Below are 17,553 nucleotides of genomic sequence, written 5' to 3' on the forward strand. Positions count from 1 at the left end.
TGGGGGTTCCGATGCCGGGATAGAAGCCCTGCCGCCAGATGACGTGCAACACGCCCCAGCGTTTGGCGTTCGCCAGGGCGTAGCCGGCGATCTGGTTGCCGAGCTCGATTCCCTCGGGCGTGTCGGCGTTCGGGATCATGACGTCGATCGCCAGTCCGTTGGGGTGCCACTTGAGCGGGTCCTGCCGGAACCCGCCGATCGTCGTGACCTCCAGGAACATCATGCTGATGGATCGGGCCGCCCAGATGGTGTGGACCTGCAGCCCCTCCTCGGGCGCGACGCCGCGGGGTATCTGCAGCTCGAAGTCCTGGGCGACGAGCGGGGCGCTGGCTGCCAGCAATTCCGCCTCGGTGGGGACGGCGGCGTTGACCGCGCCGCTCGGCGGTGCCGGGGATTGCTGGCCGATCGGCGGGGCGGGAGCGGCCCCGGCGCAGCACGGCGCGTCTTTGCCCTGGGCATGGAACATGGCGACGGAAACGGCGATCGAGGTCGCCGCGGCAAGCCAGCGCCCCCTGCCGTTGGCGAACACCCTGGCCACCCTCACCACAGGAGACACAGTAACGCCCGCGACGGCGTCCGGGTGGCGGTCTTGGCGAGCCGGGCCACTTGGCCGGGCAAATCCTCGCGTCGAGGCGGAATATGCGCTAGTTTTCCCACGCCGCTCCAGACGGCCCCCGAAGCCCCAGAAGGCCCGAGAAGATCCCCGAGAGAGAAGGAAGACCGATGGTTGCTGTGGTCCGCCCCGCCGTCACCCTGACCGCCGCAGTTCTGGCGCTGAGCCCGGCCGTGGCCGTCACGCCGTCCGTCCTGCTCGCCAACCCGCCGAGCATCCCGATGTCGACCGTCGACGCGCAGAACATCGCGCTGACCGGATTCATCGCCGACATCTACAACAGCATCCAGCCGGCGGTGGCCGACGTCGTGAGCTACGTCAGCGGGCTGGTCTCCCTGATCCCGATCGTCGGGCCGCCGATCGCCGACCAGATCAACATCCTCTACACCTACGGGGAGGCCGCGGTCGCGGGCACGGTGTACTGGGTCGACGACCTGGTCACCCCGATCGTGAACGGCGATTTCTGGCCACTGTCCGGACAGCCCGGCAACTACATCGCGGGCGCGGTCGACTCGACCGTGAGTTGGATCAACGGACTGGTCAACACCGCGATCGGTTTCGTTCAGGCCGAGGTCAATTTCTTCCTCGGCTTGATCCCCAACATCCCGAGCATCCCGAACATCATCGACGACGTCATCGGGACCGTCCAGAACGTCGTCAACTGGATCATTGGATGGATTCCCGGCCCCTTCGCCGCGGTGCAGGCACCCTCCGCCGCTGCCTCGGTCTCCGCAGCCGTCGCAGCGGAATCGGCTCCCGCGGCACCCGCGGCACCGGCGGCCGCACCTGCCGAGGCCGACTCGACACCGGCCGCCGAACCCGCGCGCGCGGGCGAGTCGTCCACGGCTCCCGAGGCTGCCCCGGCGGCGCGTGCGGATGCCGTCGCCACGGCGGATCCCGACCCGGCTGGCGCCGAGTCGCCACGTCGGGCACCCCGATCTGCCGCAGCGGCCGATGCCGGTGACTCGGCGGGTGCGGCCACGCCGTCGAGCGGTCAGTCCGGCAAGGCTGCCGCTAAGCGAGCCACCCGCGGCGGCGCAGCCGCGAATTCCGAAGCGGAGAGCGAACCGGCCGCGTAACTAATGGGACTAGTGGGCGTGCCCGTGGTGGCCGTGACCGGCGGGTTCCTCGTCCACGGGCTTCTCGACGACCGCGGTTTCGGTGGTCAGCAGCATGCGGGCGACCGAGGCGGCGTTGACAACGGCTGACCGGGTCACCTTGACCGGATCGACGACGCCATCGGCGACGAGATCACCGTAGGTCAGCGAGGCTGCGTTGAAACCGTGACCGGCGGGCAGCTCGGCGACTTTGTGTACGACGACCGACCCGTCCAGCCCGGCGTTGGTCGCGATCCAGTGCAGCGGCGCCGAGAGCGCGTCGGAGAACACCTGCACGCCCAGCGCCGCATCGCCGGACAGCGAGTCGCGCAGCGGGGCCAGCGCTGACCGCGCCTGCACCAGGGCGCTGCCGCCGCCGGGGACGATGCCCTCCTCGACCGCGGCCTTCGCTGCGGCCACCGCGTCCTCGACGCGGTGCTTGCGCTCCTTGAGCGCGGTTTCGGTGGCCGCGCCGACTTTGATGACCGCCACGCCGCCGGCCAGCTTCGCCAGCCGCTCCTCGAGTTTCTCGCGGTCCCACTCGGAGTCGGTGGTCTCGATCTCCGAGCGCAACTGCTTGACCCGGTCGGCGATGGCGTCATGCGTGCCGCCGCCGTCGACGATCACGGTGTCGTCCTTGCTGACGACCACCCGGCGAGCGGAGCCGAGGACCTCCAGGCCGACTTCGCGCAGCACCAACCCGACATCGGGGTTGATCACCTGACCGCCGGTGACCACGGCGAGATCCTCCAGGAACGCCTTGCGGCGGTCACCGAAGAACGGGGCCTTGACCGCCACGGCCCTCAGCGTCTTGCGGATGGCGTTGACGACCAGGGTGGACAGCGGTTCGCCCTCGACGTCCTCGGCGACGATCAGCAGCGGCTTCCCGGCCTGAGCGACCTTCTCCAGCAGCGGCAGCAGATCGGGAAGCGAGCTGATCTTGTCCCGGTGCAGCAGCACCAGGGCATCCTCGAGCACGGCTTCCTGGGAGTCGAAGTCGGTGACGAAGTACGCCGAGATGAACCCCTTGTCGAAGCCGATGCCCTCGGTGATCTCCAATTCGGTGTTGACAGTGGAGGATTCCTCGACACTGACCACACCGTCGCCGCCGACTTTGGTCATCGCCTCGCCGACCATCTCGCCGACCTCTTCGTCGCGGGAGGCGACGGTGGCGACCTGGGCGATGGCGTTCTTCCCCGACACCGGGGTCGCTGCGGTGAGCAGCGATTCGCAGACCGCCTCGGCGGCGCGGCTGATGCCCTCGCCGAGCGCGATCGGGTTGGCGCCGGCGGCCACGTTGCGCAGTCCGGCCCGGATCAGCGCCTGGGCCAGCACGGTCGCGGTGGTGGTGCCGTCACCGGCGACGTCGTTGGTTTTGGTGGCCACCGACTTGACCAGTTGCGCACCGAGATTCTCGAAGGGGTCCTCAAGGTCGATCTCGCGGGCGATCGTCACGCCGTCGTTGGTGACCGTCGGGCCACCGAAGGCCTTGGCCAGCACGACATGCCGACCGCGCGGGCCCAGGGTGACCCGGACGGCGTCGGCGAGTTTGTCGACGCCGGCCTCCATCGCCCGTCGCGCGGTCTCGTCGTACTCGATCTGCTTGCTCATGAAAGTCCTGTGGCTCGTAGGGGCAACGCTGCGATGCGATCCGCCCCGGAAACCACCCGATGACGGGAGTTTCCGGGGCGGCTCACGAACTACTTGCTACTTGCTGGCTACTTGCTGACTACTTGCTGACTACTTGCTGACGACGGCCAGAACGTCGCGGGCCGACAGGATCAGGTACTCCTCGCCGTTGTACTTGATCTCGGTCCCGCCGTACTTGCTGTAGATGACGGTGTCACCTTCGGCGACGTCCAGCGGGATGCGCTTCTCGCCATCCTCGTCCCAACGGCCGGGTCCGACGGCGACGACCGTGCCCTCCTGCGGCTTCTCCTTGGCGGTGTCCGGGATGACCAGACCCGACGCGGTGGTCGTCTCGGCCTCGTTGGCCTGAACGAGGATCTTGTCCTCGAGAGGCTTGATTTTCACGCTCGCCACGTGGTTCCTCCACTGTGTTTTTCCGTATTAACCAGGTTTTCGGCATTCGTCCGAGTCCTCGCGCCGTCGTCGCGGGTGCCGACGCAGGGGTTGTCCGTCTGCCACCTAGCACTCTATACCGGCGAGTGCTAGCACTCAAGGGCAGGGGTGTGCTCATTCGCTGAGGGCGAAGTCCCTGGTCCCCGCGTCCTGCCCGTTCAGTGCCGGGAGTCGACGTCGAATGCCGCCGGGTCGATCAGCATGTGGTCGGAGACATCCCCGGTCATCTCCACGTCGATGATCCGTTCGGTGAAATACCAGCCCTGCTCGTCGCGGGCGAACGTGTCGTAGTAGCGGCCCACGACGACGGGCTGCAGCGGCAGGTTCTCGGTGGCCTGCACGACGCAGAAGGTGGACCGGGCGGTGGCCGTGTCGGGGTGCTCGGCGTCGATCTCCACGATCGGATTGAGCACCAGGTGCCGGGTTCGGGGAGTCCCGTCGGCGAAACGCTTGGTGGTCATCGCGAACAGGGCGGCGATCTGCTCGGCACCGGACATCCGCGCCGTCCGGGCGCCGCCGAACTCGGCGCGGGCCAGCAGAGCACCCAGCCCCTCGAAGTCGCCGGCGTCGATTCTCTCGGCGTAGCGGTAGATCAACTCGAGGATCTGCGACCGGTCCTCGGAGGCGCTCACGACACCTGCCCGGTGACGATCGGCAGGCCGGGGTCGCTGGCCACGGTCAGCGGCGACGGCCCGGCACCGGCGGCCATGAGGTGGGCCGCGTACGAGGCGATCATCGCCCCATTGTCGGTACACAGCCGGGGGCGGGGGATCCGTAACGTCAGACCCGCAGCAGCACAACGCTGTTCGGCGAGCTCTCGCAGCCGGGAGTTGGCCGCCACTCCCCCGGCGATCAACAGCGTGGCGACCCCCAGGTCGGTGGCGGCACCGACCGCCTTCGCGGTCAGCACGTCGGCGACGGCTTCCTGGAATCCCGCGGCGATATCGGCGGCCGGTGCGCCGGGATTGGCCTCGACGTAGCGTGCGACGGCAGTTTTGAGTCCGGAGAAGCTGAACGCGTAGCGCTCGTCGCGCGGGCCGGTCATGCCGCGCGGGAAGACGACGGCGTCACGCTCGCCGGTGCGGGCCAGCTCGTCGAGCACCCGCCCGCCCGGATATCCCAGGCCCAGCAGCCGGGCCACCTTGTCGTAGGCCTCCCCGGCGGCGTCATCCACGGTGCTGCCCAGCTCGATGATCGGTTCGCCCAGCGAGCGGACGTGCAGCAGGTGGGTGTGCCCGCCGGAGACCAGCAGGCCCACGCACTCCGGCAGCGGCCCGTGGTCGTAGACGTCGGCGGCCAGATGCCCGCCGAGGTGGTTGACGGCGTAGAAGGGCACGTCCCAGGCCGCGGCGTAGGCCTTGGCGGCGGCCGCGCCCACCATCAGCGCTCCGGCCAGTCCCGGCCCGATGGTGGCGGCCACCGCGTCGGGGCGCTGGATACCGGCGGCGGCCAGCGCCCGGCGCATGGTCGGACCGAGCGCCTCCAGGTGGGCGCGCGAGGCGATCTCGGGCACCACCCCGCCGAAGCGGGCGTGTTCGTCGACACTGGAGGCCAGCTCATCGGCCAGCAGGGTCACCGCTCCGTCGTCGCCCAGGCCGGCGATGCCGACTCCGGTTTCGTCGCAGGAGCTTTCGATGGCCAGCACGGTTCTCATGCCGGGTCCCTGCGCATGGTGTAGGCGTCCGCGCCGCTGGCCCGGTAGTAGCGCCGGCGCAGACCGACCTGCGCGAAGCCGAGGCTGCGGTAGAGCGCGAGTGCCGGTTCGTTGTCGGTGCGCACCTCCAGGAAGACCACGCTGCGGGGCCCGGCGTGGTCGAGCAACTCGGTCATCATCCGCCGGCCGATGCCCTGCCCCTGATACGCCGGATCGACCCCGATGGTGTGAATCTCGTACTCGAACGGCGGGGTGCGGCCCAGTCGTGCGATTCCGGCGTAGCCGACGAGCGTGTCCTCGACCCGGGCCGCGACATAGTGCGCGTGCGGCGCGGCCACCTCTCGCACGAAGGCCGCCCGCGGCCAGGGGTCGTCGCCGTCGAAGAGCAGCGCCTCCAACTCCGCGCAGCGCGCGGCGTCACCCGCGGCGAGCCGGTCGTAGCGGACGTTCCCCTCGGCGTTGATCTGGAGGTTCACCGTGACGACTCCGCCCGCTCGGCCAGGGTCTTGGCATCGGGCCGGCGCAGGTACAGCGGGATCAGCGCCGCCGGTGCCCGGTGCCAGTCGGTGACCGCGGCGACCAGGCCGGCCGACGAGGGGTACTGCGGTTCGGCGCGGGGCAGGGAGAACAGCTCGGTCATCGAACCGGCCACCCGATCGACCCCGGCCACCGCAACGTCGGCGGGGGCGGCCACGCCGGGGCCGTCGACGCGCACGCCGTCGCGGTAGCGCGCCCAGTAGACCTCGCGGCGGCGGGCGTCGGTGACCACCAGAACCTCGCCGTCGGTACCGGCGGTGCGCACCCCGATGGCATCCAGCGAGCACACCCCGTAGACCGGGATGCCCAGAGCGTGCCCGTAGGCGGCGGCGCTGGCCATTCCGACCCGCAAACCGGTGAACGGGCCCGGCCCGCACCCGACCACCACGGCGGTCAACTGATCCATCCTCAGTCCGCTATCGCGCACGGCGGCAACGGTATTGGGCGTGAGCTGCTCGGCGTGAGCGTGCGCGTCGATCGTGACCCGCTCGGCAAGGGTGGTGTCACCCAGCATCACACCGGCAAGGACGGCGGGGGTGGCGGTGTCGATCGCCAGCACCGGGCCGGCGGTGGGGGCACTCACCGGCCGCTCCACCGCCACGTCGCGGTACGGGTCTCGCTGTCGGGCGCACGCCGCAAGCTGACGTCCAGGTGCCGTTGCGCGAGCCGCTCGGCCAGGCCCTCGCCCCACTCCACCACCGCGACCGCCTCATCGAGGTCGGTGTCGAGGTCCAGCGAGTCCAGTTCGGCCAGCAGATCGCGGGCATCGCGCAGCCGGTAGACGTCGACGTGCACCATCGACGGACGGCCCGGCGCGCGGGCCCGGTGCACCCGGGCGAGCACGAAGGTCGGCGAGGTGATCGGTCCCTCGACGCCCATCCCGCGGGCGATGCCCTTGGCCACAACGGTTTTGCCGGCACCCAGCGGGCCGCTGAGCACCACCACGTCACCGGCCTTAAGCTCCCGGCCCACCCGCTCGCCGAACGCCAGGGTGTCTTCGACGGTGGGCAGCGGCTGCGTCCCGGCGTCGGTCACCGGCCCAGTCTCCTCAGTCACCCGACCGGTCCCTGATCCGCCGGGCGAAAGCCACCAGCCGGGACGGCGTCGCGCGTTCGACCAGCTCGACCAGCGCCTCGTTGATGACGTCGGGCCGTTCCAGCTGCACGAGGTGACCGGCGCCGGGCACGATCACCAACCTGGACTCGGGCAGCGCCGCGGCCATCTCCCGCGAGTGCCGGACCGGGGTCAGCACGTCGCGGTCGCCGCAGGCGACCAGGGTGGGGATGTCCGCCAGCACTGCCAGGGCGGCAGTCTCGTCGTGGACCTCCAGGGCGTGCAGGAACTCCACCAGGGTGGCGACCTCGGTGCCGTAGATCATCGACTCGGAGAAGGCGGCGAGCCGCGGGCTGACCGCGTCCCCGCCGAACGAGGCGGCGCGCAGGATCGGGCGCAGCGCCGAGCGGGCCGCGCCCCGGGTGCGGTGCACCAGCGCGGGCGCGTAGCGGGCGGCGAACCGCACGCCCTCCAGCGCCGGATTCTGCAGGATCTCCCCCACCGGCGAGCGCGGCAGTCCCTCGGCGGCCGAGGAGATCAGCGCGGCCCCCACGACCCGGCTGCCGTAGTTCCGCGGGAACTGGCGGGCGTGGGACAGGACGGTCATCCCGCCCATGGAGTGCCCCACCAGGACCACCGGACCGCGCGGAACCATCACCTGCAGAACGGTTTCCAGGTCCGCACCCAGCTGGGGCACGGTGTAGGTGCGGATCGGAGCCGAGTCGGACTGGCCGTGCCCGCGCTGGTCGTAGAACACCATCCGGACCTGCTCACCCCAGCGCTGCGCCAGCGCGGTGCGCTGGAAGTGGAACGAGCCCATCCGCAGACAGAAACCGTGCGCGAAGACCACCGTGAGCGGGGCGGTCACCGGTCCCACCTCGCGCACCACCAGCGGAACCCCGTCGGGGGTGGTGATCACACATCCGCGGTCGGCGTCGAGCAGTGCGAAGTCCTCTCCCTCGTAGGCGTCGCGGTAGCGGCGCTGGCGCAGCGACCGGGCCGCGGACACCCCCGCGGCGGCGCCGACCGCGCTCAGCCCGGCGACCCCGGCCATCAGTCCGGCCTTGCGTCCCGCGCGGCCGATCCGTCCGCGGCGTGGCCCGGAGCGGGGACTGCGCTCAGCGGCCACCGGAATCGCCTTGCCGGTAGGTCCGCTGGACCCGGCCTCGCGGGCCGGTGACCACCTCGTAGTGAATCGTGCCGAGCAGGTCGGCCCAGTCCTGCGCGGTGGGCTCGCCGGCGCTGCCGGGACCGAACAGCACCGCTTCGTCGCCCTCGGCGACGTCCGGGCGGCCCGGCCCGAGGTCGACGAGGAACTGGTCCATGCAGATGCGGCCGACACCCGGACGCAGCCGGCCGTTGATCAGCACCGAGAGCCGGCCGCTGAGTGCGCGCAACACCCCGTCGGCGTAGCCGATCGGCAGCAGCGCCACCGTGGTGTCGCGCTCGGCGACCCACCGGTGGCCGTAGGACACGCCCTCTCCGGCTGCCACCGGCTTGACCATGGCCACCCGGCACTTGAGAGTCATCGCCGGGCGCAGGCCCATGTCCCCGCGGCTGGGGATGGGACTCAGTCCGTACACCGCGATGCCCGGACGCACCATGTCGAAAGCCAGATCGGGGCGGGTCATGGTGGACGGCGAGTTCGACAGATGAGCCACCTCGAAGCCCACCCCGCGCCGACGCGCCTCGGCGAGCATCTCGGTGAAGCGCTGCGCCTGAACATCATTGAGCGGGTTGTCGGGTTCGTCACCGCTGGCCAGATGGGACATGATGCCGCGCACCCGAATCGAGCCGTCGGCGGCGGCGCGCGCCAGGGCGTCGAGCACCGCCGGGTAATCCCGCGCGCCGACCCCGTTGCGGTTGAGCCCGGTGTCGACCTTGACCGTCACGACCGCGGTACGCCCGGTGCGTCCCACCGCGGCCACCAGGTCGGCGATGTGCGCCGCCGAGGAGACACCGACCCCGATGTCGGCCGTCAGCGCCGGTGCGAAATCGGTGCCCGGCGGGTGCAGCCAGGCCAGTACCGGGGCGGTGATGCCGTCGCGGCGCAGCGCCAAGCCCTCGTCGATGGTCGCCACTCCGAGTTCGGCGACCCCGGCCGCCAGGGCCGCCCGCGCCACCTCGGTGGCGCCGTGGCCGTACCCGTCAGCCTTGACCACAGCCATCACCTGCGCGGGGCCGGCGTGCTCGCGCAGCAGTCCGACGTTGTGCGCAACGGCGCCGAGATCGATGACGGCCTCGCCCGGTGTGACCTGCGAGCCAGTGGCGGCGGTCAACGATGTTGTGTCCATGTTCAGTTCACCTGCCCAGAATTGTCCCAGAAAAGTGGCCTAGTCTTCAGACGCCCGCCCCCGGCACCGCAAGGACACCCGCATGTCGCTGCTCACCGACCCGGAATTGGATCGGTCGCTGGATCAGTTTCCGGCTCTGGCGGGCCGACCGCGCCGGCTGGAGGAACTCCCCGGCGGACTGACCAACCGCAACGTCAAGGTCGTCACGCCGACGGCGTCCTACGTCGCACGCTGCGACCTGGGCACCGCCCCGCTGCTCGGCATCGACCGCGAGAACGAGTACCACAACAGCCTTGCCGCCGCGCTCGCCGGCGTCGGCGCACCGGTGGTCGGCTTCCGGCCGGATCTAGGAATCCTGCTCGTCGGTTTCCTCGAGGGCAAGACGCTCACCGATTCCGACCTCCAGGCGGCCGACGTGCTGGCCCGGGTGGCTGAGGCATGCCGGAAACTCCACCGGGGGCCGCGGTTCCGGGACCGCTTCGACATGTTCGAGCTGCAGCGCGGCTATCGCCGTGTCGTCGAGCAGCGCGGTTTCCGGCTACCCGCCGACTACGACGACTTCGCCGGTCAATTCGCCGACATCGGCCGGGTGCTGCGGGCAACCGGCCGGACAACCGTGCCCTGCAACAACGACCTGCTGGCGGCAAACTTCATCGATGACGGCGACCGGGTGTGGGTGATCGACTACGAGTACTCCGGTAACAACGACCCCTGCTTCGAGCTGGGCAACATCTGGAGTGAGTGCGGACTTTCCCTGGACCAACTCGACGATCTGGTGACCCGTTACTTCCAGCGCCCGCTGCGCCACAAGACTGCGCGGGCGCAGCTGCAGGGCATTGCGGCGAAGTACGGCTGGACCCTCTGGGGTTGCATCCAGAACGCAACCAGCGCAATGGATGTCGACTTCTGGGACTGGGCCATGCAACGCTATGAGTCGGCGGTCGCGGAATTCCGCGACCCCCACTTCGCCGGACTGCTCGCCGCGGCACAGACGTCCGACTGAACCGGGAGGCACCCATGACCGACTCGGGGCTGCCCGACCGCGCGGAGATCGTCGTCGTCGGCGGCGGAGTGGTCGGGACCAGCGTCGCCTACCACCTGGCCAAACTCGGCCGGGCCGACGTGGTTCTGCTCGAGCAGGGCCAGCTCTCCTGCGGCACCACCTGGCACGCCGCCGGCCTGGTGGGGCAGCTGCGCCCGACCGAGAGCGGAACGCGGCTGGTGCAGTACTCCACCGCGCTGTACTCCGAACTGGAAGCCGAGACCGGACTGAGCACCGGTTACAAGCAGTGCGGGGGTGTCACCGTCGCCCGGACCGCCGACCGGATGACCCAGTTGCGACGAACAGCCGCCAATGCCGCCGCCTACGACCTGGAGTGCGAGTTGCTGACCGCCGGGCAGGCCGGGCAGCGTTTCCCGGTGATCCGCACCGATGACCTCGCCGGTGCGATCTGGCTGCCCGCCGACGGTAAGGCCAACCCGACCGACCTGACGATGGCGCTGGCCAAGGGGGCCCGGCGCCGCGGCGCCCGGGTCTACGAGCGGGTGCGGGTACTGGCGGTGACGACGTCGGCCGGCCGGGTCAGCGGGGTACGCACCGACGGCGGAGACATCGAGGCCGAGATCGTGGTGAACTGCGCGGGCCAGTGGGCCAAGCAGGTGGGCGCTCTGGCGGGTGTGAACGTTCCGCTGTATTCGGCTGAGCACTTCTACGTCGTCACCGAGCCTGTCGACGGCGTGCATCCCGACCTGCCCGTCCTGCGCGACCCGGACGGCTACATCTACGTCAAGGAAGAAGTCGGCGGCCTGGTGGTGGGCGGCTTCGAGCCGCAAGCCAAGCCCTGGGTCGCACCCGACCGGATCCCGTACCCGTTCGAGTTCCAGCTCCTCGACGAGGACTGGGAGCACTTCGGAGTCCTGATGGACAGCGCGATCCGGCGAATCCCCGCCCTCGAGCACACCGGATGCAAGAAGCTCTACAACGGGCCGGAGAGCTTCACCCCCGACAACCAATTCATCCTCGGCGAGGCGCCCGAGTGCGCCAACTTCTTCGTCGCGGCCGGATTCAACTCGGTGGGCATCGCCTCGGCGGGAGGTGCCGGACGGGCGCTGGCCGAGTGGATCGTCGGAGGCGCCCCGGCCACCGATCTGACCGCGGTGGACATCCGGCGCTTCGCGCCGTTCCACGGGAACGTCCGCTGGCTGCGGGAGCGGGTCTCCGAGGTCCTCGGCATGCACTACGCGATCCCCTGGCCGAACCGTGAGCCGACGACCGGGCGCCCGCTGCGCCGCTCACCCGTGCATGATCTGCTCGCGGCGGCGAACGCCGGGTTCGGCAGCAAGATGGGCTGGGAGCGTGCGAACTACTTCGCACCACCGGGTTGCGCGCCGGATATGGCGTACACCTGGGCCAAGCCGCACTGGCTGGAGTGGTCGGCTGCCGAGCAGACCGCAACCCGGTCCCGGGTGACGGTGTTCGACCAGACGTCGTTCTCGAAGTACCTGCTGAGCGGGCCGGATGCCGAGGCCGCCCTACAGTGGTTGTGCACCGCCGACGTCGCGGTACCACCGGGGACCACGGTGTACACCGGGTTACTGAACTCGCACGGAACCTACGAGGCCGACGTCACGGTCACCCGCACCGCACCGGACGAGTTCCTGATCGTCAGCGGGGCGGCGAGCACCGAGCGCGACAAGGATCACCTCCGCAGGAATATGCCGGCGGGCATGCGGGCCGAGGTCACCGATGTGACCGCATCACTGGCGGTGTTCGGCGTGATGGGCCCGCAGTCGCGTCGGCTTATGGCAGAACTTACCGATGCCGATCTGTCAGACGGGGCGTTCCCATTCGCCAGCAGCCGCGAGATCGCGCTGGGTCACGCCACCGTTCGTGCGACCCGGATCACCTACGTCGGTGAACTGGGCTGGGAGATCTACGTCCCGACCGAATTCGCCGTCGGTGTCTACCGTGCACTGCTGGATGCCGGTGCCGAACTCGGGATCGGCTGCGGCGGCTACTACGCGATCGAATCGATGCGTCTGGAGAAGGGGTACCGGGCCTTCGGGCGGGAACTCACCCCCGCCGCCGGACCCGTCGAAGCCGGATTGCTGTTCACCTGCAAACTCGCCACCGACGTGGATTTCCTGGGTCGTGCCGCGGTGGAGAAGACCCGCGCCGAAGGCCCGCGCCGGCGGCTGGTGAGCTTCTCGGTCGACTCTCCGGAGCCCATGCTGTGGGGTGGTGAACTGATCCTGCGCGACGGCGCGGTGGCCGGACAGGTCACCTCCGCGGCCTGGGGCGCGACCATCGGATCCTGCGTCGGGCTGGCCTACCTGCGTTGCGCCGATGGGTCCGTCGTCACCGGGGATTGGGTGCGCCACGGCAGCTACGCGGTGAACGTGGGCGGTGAGATTCACCCGATCACCGTGTCGCTGCGGGCGCCGTTCGACCCCGGAAGCGAACGCGTTCGCTAGCCGGTCAGTGCGCGAAATGCTCCTCGGTGAAATGGCCCTCGGGCTGGATCGCGTCGAGGTGCCTCAGCACCGCGTTGATGTCCTCCCACAGCGAGCGCGCGAGATCGGCGGAGAAGCCCTCGCGGACCACGACCCGCAGCACCGTGACGTTCTCCGCGCCGGTCGGCATCGTGTAGGCCGGCACCTGCCAGCCGTAGGTGCGCAGCCCCGCCGACACGTCGAATTCGGTGTAGCCGAAGTCCCCGGAGAGCTTGAAGGCGACCACCGGGATCTGCGAGCCGTCGGTGATGACGTCGAAGTGCTTGGAGGCCTTCAGCTGGTCGGAGAGCAACTGCGCGGTGTCCGAGAGCGTCCGCATCACATGCGAGTACCCGCCGCGGCCGAGTCGCAGGAAGTTGTAGTACTGCCCGACCACCTGGTTGCCGGGCCGGGAGAAGTTCAGGGTGAAGGTCGGCATGTCCCCGCCGAGGTAGTTCACCCGGAAGACCAGATCCTCGGGCAGCAGATCGGCGCTGCGCCACACCACGAAGCCCACGCCCGGGTAGGTCAGCCCGTACTTGTGGCCGCTGACGTTGATCGAGGCCACCCGCGGCAGGCGAAAGTCCCACACGAGGTCCGGATGCAGGAACGGGACGACGAACCCCCCGCTGGCGGCGTCGACGTGCACCGGGATGTCCAGACCCCGATCCTTCGCCACCGTGTCAAGCGCCGCGCAGATGTCGGCCACCGGCTCGAGCTCGCCGGTGTAGGTGGTACCCACGATGACCACCACGCCGATGGTGTCCTCATCGACGGCATCGAGGACCTGCTCGGGGGTGATCACGTAGCGGTCCTCGGCCATCGGCAGATACCGCGGCTCGATCTCGAAGTAGCGGCAGAACTTCTCCCACACGACCTGAACGTTGGAGCCCATCACCAGGTTGGGCCTGCGGGTGCGCCAGCCATCCCCGTCCGGGCCGCCGACCCGCTGCTTCCAGCGCCACTTCAGCGCCAGTCCGCCGAGCATCACCGCCTCCGAGGACCCGATGGTGGAGACACCGGTGGCGGTCGCGGCGTCGTCGTCGCGCAGGTTCTCGGCATGGAACAGGTCGGCCACCATGGCCACGCAGCGGGACTCGATCGCGGCGGTGGCCGGGTACTCGTCCTTGTCGATCATGTTCTTGTCGAAGGTCTCGGCCATCAGCCGCTCGGCCTCGGGGTCCATCCAGGTGGTGACGAACGTCGCGAGGTTCAGCCGGGAACTGCCGTCCAGCATCAGCTCGTCGTGGATGAACCGGTAGGCCGCGGCCGGCTCCATCGCCTCGTCGGGCAACCGCAGCGACGGGATCGGATTGGTGGCCAGCCGCCCGGTGTAGGCCGGGGCGATCGACGGGGAGCGGTACCTCATGTGCGGCATGGCTTTCCTCTCGGGTTGGGGTCACAGGGTTGGGGTCACAGGGTTGGGATCACAGATGGGCCAGGGCGTCACGGATATGGGCGAGGATGCGCGAGGCCGACGTGGGCACCGGTGTCGGCCCGGGATCGGCGGCCGAGCGGTTGGCGGCGCGGGCGTGCACGAACGCCGCCGCGGCGGCGGCCTCGGCCGCGGGCAGGCCGGCGGCGAGCAGTGAACCGACGATCCCGCTGAGCACGTCACCCGACCCGGCCGTGGCCGCCCAGGAGCCGCCGGCCGGATTGAGATAGGTCAGCCCACTGACCCGGGTGTCGGCGATCACGGTGACATTGCCCTTGAGCAGGACGGTGGCGCCGGTGTGCTCGGCCAGCCGCCGGGCGGCCGCGACCCGGTCGTCGCCCACCGGTCCCAGGCCGAATCTCTCGAACTCTCCGGCGTGCGGGGTCAGTACCGTCGGGGCCGTGCGGCCGGCGACCAGGTGCGGATGCGCGGCCAGCAGTGTCAGCGCGTCGGCATCGACGATCACCGGCAGGTCGGAGTTCAGCGCGAACGTCAGGGCACTCTCCGCGCTCTCGTCGGTGCCCAGGCCCGGACCGACGACCCAGGCCTGGACGCGACCGGCCGATGCGGCGTCGGGTGCGGCGACCACCTCCGGGAAGTGCGAGACGACCTGTGCCGCCGCGCTTCCCACGTAGCGGACCATGCCCGACGTCGCCGCCACCGCCGCGCCGCTGCACAGGATCGCCGCGCCCGGGTAGGCGCTGGAGCCGGCGAGAATCCCGACCACACCCTGGGTGTACTTGTCGTCGCGCGGTCCGGGCGACGGCCAGCGGGCGCGCACGTCGGCCGCGTCGAAGCCGACGAGTTCGGTGGGCGGCAGGTGAAGCCCGATGTCGATCAGTTCGACGCGCCCGCAGTCGGCCAGCGCGTGCACCGGTTTGAGGCCCCCGAACGTCACGGTGAGCGCGGCGCGCACGTGGGGTCCGCTGACCGCGCCGGTGTGGACGTCGATGCCGCTGGGGATATCCACCGCGACCACCGGAATGGCGGCGGCGTCCACGGCGGCGAACAACTCGGCCGCAGCCGGCCGCAGCGGGCCCGTGCCGGAGATGCCGACCACGCCATCGATCACCAGATCCGTTGTCGCCGGCGGGCGCGCGACGATACGGCCCCCCGCGTGCCGGAATGCACGCAGCGCCCCCTCATGGGTGTTGTCGGGATTGAGCAGCACCGCCGTGGCCGCAGCACCCCGGCGGCGCAGAAGTGTCGCCGCCCACAGGGCGTCGCCGCCGTTGTTGCCCGAGCCGGCCACCGCACAGACCGAGCGCCCCGAAACACCACCGGTTCGGCGGCGCAGTTGCACCGCGACTGCGTTGGCCAGGCCGGTGGCCGCCCGGCGCATCAGCGCGCCGTCGGGCAGGGCGGCCAGCAGTGGCGCCTCAGTGGCCCTGATCACCTCAGCGGTGTAGTAGGCCCGCATCTATTCGACGGTGACTGACTTGGCGAGATTGCGGGGTTTGTCGACGTCGTAGCCACGGGCCTGAGCCACCGACGCGGCGAAGACCTGAAGCGGCACGGTGGACAGTAGTGGTTGGAAAAGTGTTGACACCGAGGGGATTTCGACGATGAAGTCGGCATAGGGCCGCACCGTGTCGTCTCCCTCCTCGGCGATCACGACGGTCACCGCCCCGCGGGCCTGGATCTCCCGGATGTTGCTGAGCAACTTGGCATGCAGCGTCGCGGCATTCTTGGGCGAGGGCATCACGACGATGACCGGCAGACCCTCCTCGATCAGCGCGATCGGACCGTGCTTGAGTTCCCCGGCCGCGAAACCCTCCGCGTGCATGTAGGCGAGTTCCTTGAGTTTGAGCGCTCCCTCCAGCGCCACCGGGTAGCCGACGTGACGACCCAGGAACAGCACAGCCGGCGAGGAGGCGAAGTGGCGACCCAGGGCCGAGACCGACTCGGCCTGGCTGAGCACCTGGGCGACCAGGTCCGGCATGGATTCCAGTGCGCGGTACTCGCGGGCGACCTCATCGGGATACTTGGTGCCCCGCGCCTGCGCCAGTGCCAGGCCGACGAGGTAGTTGGCGACGACCTGCGCCAGGAACGTCTTGGTGGCGGCCACCCCGATCTCGGGTCCGGCCCGGGTGTAGAGCACGGCATCGGACTCGCGTGGGATCTGACTGCCGTTGGTGTTGCAGACCGCCAGCACCTTCGCCTTCTGGGCCTTGGCGTGGCGAACCGCCTCCAGCGTGTCGGCGGTCTCGCCGGACTGGGAGATGGCGATCACCAGGGTGCCGCGATCCAGCACCGGATCGCGGTAGCGGAATTCACTGGCCAGGTCCACCTCCACCGGCAGCCGGGCCCAGTGCTCGATGGCGTACTTGGCCAGCAGGCCGGCGTGGTACGCGGTGCCGCACGCGACGATGAACACCTTGTCGATCTCACGCAGTTCCTGATCGGAGAGGCGTTGCTCGTCGAGCACGATGCGGCCGTCGACGAAGTGGCCCAGCAGGGTGTCGGCGACCGCGGCGGGCTGCTCGGCGATCTCCTTGAGCATGAAGAAGTCGTAGCCGCCCTTCTCGGCGGCCGACAGGTCCCAGTCGATGTGAAACGGACGCGCGTCGGAGGATCCGTCGTTGCCGTCGAAGTCGGTGATCGAATACCCGTCGGTGGTGATCACCACCGCCTGATCCTGGCCGAGCTCGACGGCGTCGCGGGTGTACTCGATGAACGCCGCGACGTCGGAGCCGACGAACATCTCGCCGTCGCCGATCCCGACGACCAGCGGGGTGGACCGGCGCGCCGCGACGATCGTGCCGGGGTCGCCGGCGTGTGCGAAGACCAGCGTGAAGTGACCTTCCAGGCGACGCAGCACGGCACGCACCGAGGCCGGGAAATCGCCTGCGGTCGCGCCGCTGTGGTAGGCCCGGGCCACCAGATGCACGGCGACCTCGGTGTCGGTGTCGCTGGTGAACTCCACCCCCGCGGACTCCAGTTCTTGGCGCAGCGCCGCGAAGTTCTCGATGATGCCGTTGTGGACGACGGCGAATTCACCGGCGGCGTCGCGGTGCGGGTGCGCGTTGCGGTCGGTGGGCCGGCCGTGGGTGGCCCACCGGGTGTGGCCCAGTCCGGACGTTCCGGTCAGCACGTCGGGATCGGTCTCGGCGAGGGCGGCCTCCAGGTTGGCCAGCCGACCGGCCCGGCGGCGCACGGTCAGCCCGCCGCTGCCGTCGAGCACGGCCAGCCCCGACGAGTCGTAGCCGCGGTACTCCATGCGGCGCAGCGCGTCGACGACGACCTGTCGCGCCGGGCGGTGACCGACGTAGGCCACGATTCCGCACATGAAGTAC

The 17,553-nt window shown here is 70.1% G+C and carries 16 protein-coding genes; 3 read left to right on the top strand and 13 right to left on the bottom strand.

Annotated elements, in window-relative coordinates; translation table 11 throughout:
• The coding region (locus tag ACKOB8_RS06415; RefSeq protein ID WP_526376387.1) for a VldE C-terminal domain-containing protein at nt 1–547 on the bottom strand (547 nt) is incomplete at its 3' end.
• A gap of 176 nt (nt 548–723) precedes the next feature.
• Between ACKOB8_RS06415 and ACKOB8_RS06420 the strand changes: the two genes are divergently transcribed.
• The gene (locus ACKOB8_RS06420) at nt 724–1,692 is read left to right on the top strand and encodes a hypothetical protein (protein ID WP_526376388.1); all 969 of its coding nucleotides are present in this window, start codon (nt 724–726) and stop codon (nt 1,690–1,692) included.
• 9 nt (nt 1,693–1,701) lie between these two features.
• On the opposite strand, the gene groL is transcribed toward ACKOB8_RS06420, so the two are convergent.
• From groL to alr, 9 genes are all read right to left on the bottom strand, one after another.
• On the bottom strand, nt 1,702–3,321 hold the full coding sequence (gene groL / locus ACKOB8_RS06425; RefSeq protein WP_526376389.1) for a chaperonin GroEL: 1,620 nt from the start codon (nt 3,319–3,321) through the stop codon (nt 1,702–1,704).
• 129 nt (nt 3,322–3,450) lie between these two features.
• Nucleotides 3,451–3,753, bottom strand: coding sequence for a co-chaperone GroES (groES, locus tag ACKOB8_RS06430; RefSeq protein ID WP_509633913.1), 303 nt, complete (start codon nt 3,751–3,753; stop codon nt 3,451–3,453).
• 197 nt (nt 3,754–3,950) lie between these two features.
• The gene (locus ACKOB8_RS06435) at nt 3,951–4,424 is read right to left on the bottom strand and encodes a nuclear transport factor 2 family protein (RefSeq protein ID WP_526376390.1); all 474 of its coding nucleotides are present in this window, start codon (nt 4,422–4,424) and stop codon (nt 3,951–3,953) included.
• Entirely contained in the window at nt 4,421–5,446 is a 1,026-nt protein-coding gene (gene tsaD / locus ACKOB8_RS06440) for a tRNA (adenosine(37)-N6)-threonylcarbamoyltransferase complex transferase subunit TsaD (RefSeq protein ID WP_526376391.1), read from the bottom strand. Before tsaD ends, ACKOB8_RS06435 begins: the two co-directional genes overlap by 4 nt.
• A complete protein-coding gene (gene rimI / locus ACKOB8_RS06445; RefSeq protein WP_526376467.1) occupies nt 5,443–5,910 on the bottom strand; it encodes a ribosomal protein S18-alanine N-acetyltransferase in 468 nt (155 codons plus the stop codon). The genes tsaD and rimI overlap by 4 nt, the downstream gene beginning before the upstream one ends.
• Before the next feature lie 8 nt (nt 5,911–5,918).
• Nucleotides 5,919–6,566 carry a tRNA (adenosine(37)-N6)-threonylcarbamoyltransferase complex dimerization subunit type 1 TsaB gene (gene tsaB / locus ACKOB8_RS06450; protein ID WP_526376392.1) on the bottom strand — a complete coding sequence of 216 codons (648 nt, stop codon included), beginning with the start codon at nt 6,564–6,566 and terminating at the stop codon, nt 5,919–5,921.
• A complete protein-coding gene (gene tsaE / locus ACKOB8_RS06455) occupies nt 6,563–7,018 on the bottom strand; it encodes a tRNA (adenosine(37)-N6)-threonylcarbamoyltransferase complex ATPase subunit type 1 TsaE (protein ID WP_526376468.1) in 456 nt (151 codons plus the stop codon). Before tsaE ends, tsaB begins: the two co-directional genes overlap by 4 nt.
• A 13-nt stretch (nt 7,019–7,031) precedes the next feature.
• A complete protein-coding gene (locus ACKOB8_RS06460; RefSeq protein ID WP_526376469.1) occupies nt 7,032–8,090 on the bottom strand; it encodes an alpha/beta fold hydrolase in 1,059 nt (352 codons plus the stop codon).
• A gap of 64 nt (nt 8,091–8,154) precedes the next feature.
• Nucleotides 8,155–9,330, bottom strand: a complete 1,176-nt coding sequence (gene alr, locus ACKOB8_RS06465) for an alanine racemase (RefSeq protein WP_526376393.1) — start codon at nt 9,328–9,330, stop codon at nt 8,155–8,157.
• 82 nt (nt 9,331–9,412) lie between these two features.
• On the opposite strand from alr, the gene ACKOB8_RS06470 reads away from it, so the two are divergent.
• Nucleotides 9,413–10,333, top strand: a complete 921-nt coding sequence (locus ACKOB8_RS06470; RefSeq protein ID WP_526376394.1) for a phosphotransferase — start codon at nt 9,413–9,415, stop codon at nt 10,331–10,333.
• A gap of 14 nt (nt 10,334–10,347) precedes the next feature.
• Nucleotides 10,348–12,804 (top strand): FAD-dependent oxidoreductase, encoded by a 2,457-nt coding sequence (locus tag ACKOB8_RS06475; RefSeq protein ID WP_526376395.1) that lies wholly within the window; start codon nt 10,348–10,350, stop codon nt 12,802–12,804.
• A 4-nt stretch (nt 12,805–12,808) separates the two neighbouring features.
• Here the strand turns inward: ACKOB8_RS06475 and gad are convergent, their stop codons facing one another.
• Genes gad through glmS form a run of 3 tightly spaced genes read right to left on the bottom strand, consistent with a single transcriptional unit; the run spans nt 12,809 to nt 17,546 of the window.
• Nucleotides 12,809–14,200 (bottom strand): glutamate decarboxylase, encoded by a 1,392-nt coding sequence (gene gad / locus ACKOB8_RS06480; RefSeq protein WP_526376396.1) that lies wholly within the window; start codon nt 14,198–14,200, stop codon nt 12,809–12,811.
• A gap of 49 nt (nt 14,201–14,249) precedes the next feature.
• Nucleotides 14,250–15,677: an NAD(P)H-hydrate dehydratase gene (locus tag ACKOB8_RS06485; RefSeq protein WP_526376397.1), complete on the bottom strand. Its 1,428-nt coding sequence runs from the start codon at nt 15,675–15,677 to the stop codon at nt 14,250–14,252.
• Complete coding sequence (gene glmS, locus ACKOB8_RS06490; RefSeq protein WP_526376398.1) at nt 15,678–17,546, bottom strand: glutamine--fructose-6-phosphate transaminase (isomerizing); 1,869 nt, start codon at nt 17,544–17,546, stop codon at nt 15,678–15,680. It lies immediately after the preceding gene.
• Between the last annotated feature and the right edge of the window lie 7 nt (nt 17,547–17,553).

The sequence above is a fragment of the Mycobacterium sp. genome, assembly GCF_046091765.1.
Lineage (GTDB): Bacteria > Actinomycetota > Actinomycetes > Mycobacteriales > Mycobacteriaceae > Mycobacterium.

What these genes read in the sequence shown, in the direction of transcription:
- ACKOB8_RS06420 (WP_526376388.1), top strand. Translation starts at nt 724, where the DNA reads ATGGTTGCTGTGGTCCGCCCCGCCGTCACCCTGACCGCCGCAGTTCTG.
- groL (WP_526376389.1), bottom strand. Translation starts at nt 3,321, where the DNA reads ATGAGCAAGCAGATCGAGTACGACGAGACCGCGCGACGGGCGATGGAG.
- tsaD (WP_526376391.1), bottom strand. Translation starts at nt 5,446, where the DNA reads ATGAGAACCGTGCTGGCCATCGAAAGCTCCTGCGACGAAACCGGAGTC.
- ACKOB8_RS06460 (WP_526376469.1), bottom strand. Translation starts at nt 8,090, where the DNA reads ATGGCCGGGGTCGCCGGGCTGAGCGCGGTCGGCGCCGCCGCGGGGGTG.
- alr (WP_526376393.1), bottom strand. Translation starts at nt 9,330, where the DNA reads ATGGACACAACATCGTTGACCGCCGCCACTGGCTCGCAGGTCACACCG.
- ACKOB8_RS06470 (WP_526376394.1), top strand. Translation starts at nt 9,413, where the DNA reads ATGTCGCTGCTCACCGACCCGGAATTGGATCGGTCGCTGGATCAGTTT.
- ACKOB8_RS06475 (WP_526376395.1), top strand. Translation starts at nt 10,348, where the DNA reads ATGACCGACTCGGGGCTGCCCGACCGCGCGGAGATCGTCGTCGTCGGC.
- gad (WP_526376396.1), bottom strand. Translation starts at nt 14,200, where the DNA reads ATGCCGCACATGAGGTACCGCTCCCCGTCGATCGCCCCGGCCTACACC.
- ACKOB8_RS06485 (WP_526376397.1), bottom strand. Translation starts at nt 15,677, where the DNA reads ATGCGGGCCTACTACACCGCTGAGGTGATCAGGGCCACTGAGGCGCCA.
- glmS (WP_526376398.1), bottom strand. Translation starts at nt 17,546, where the DNA reads ATGTGCGGAATCGTGGCCTACGTCGGTCACCGCCCGGCGCGACAGGTC.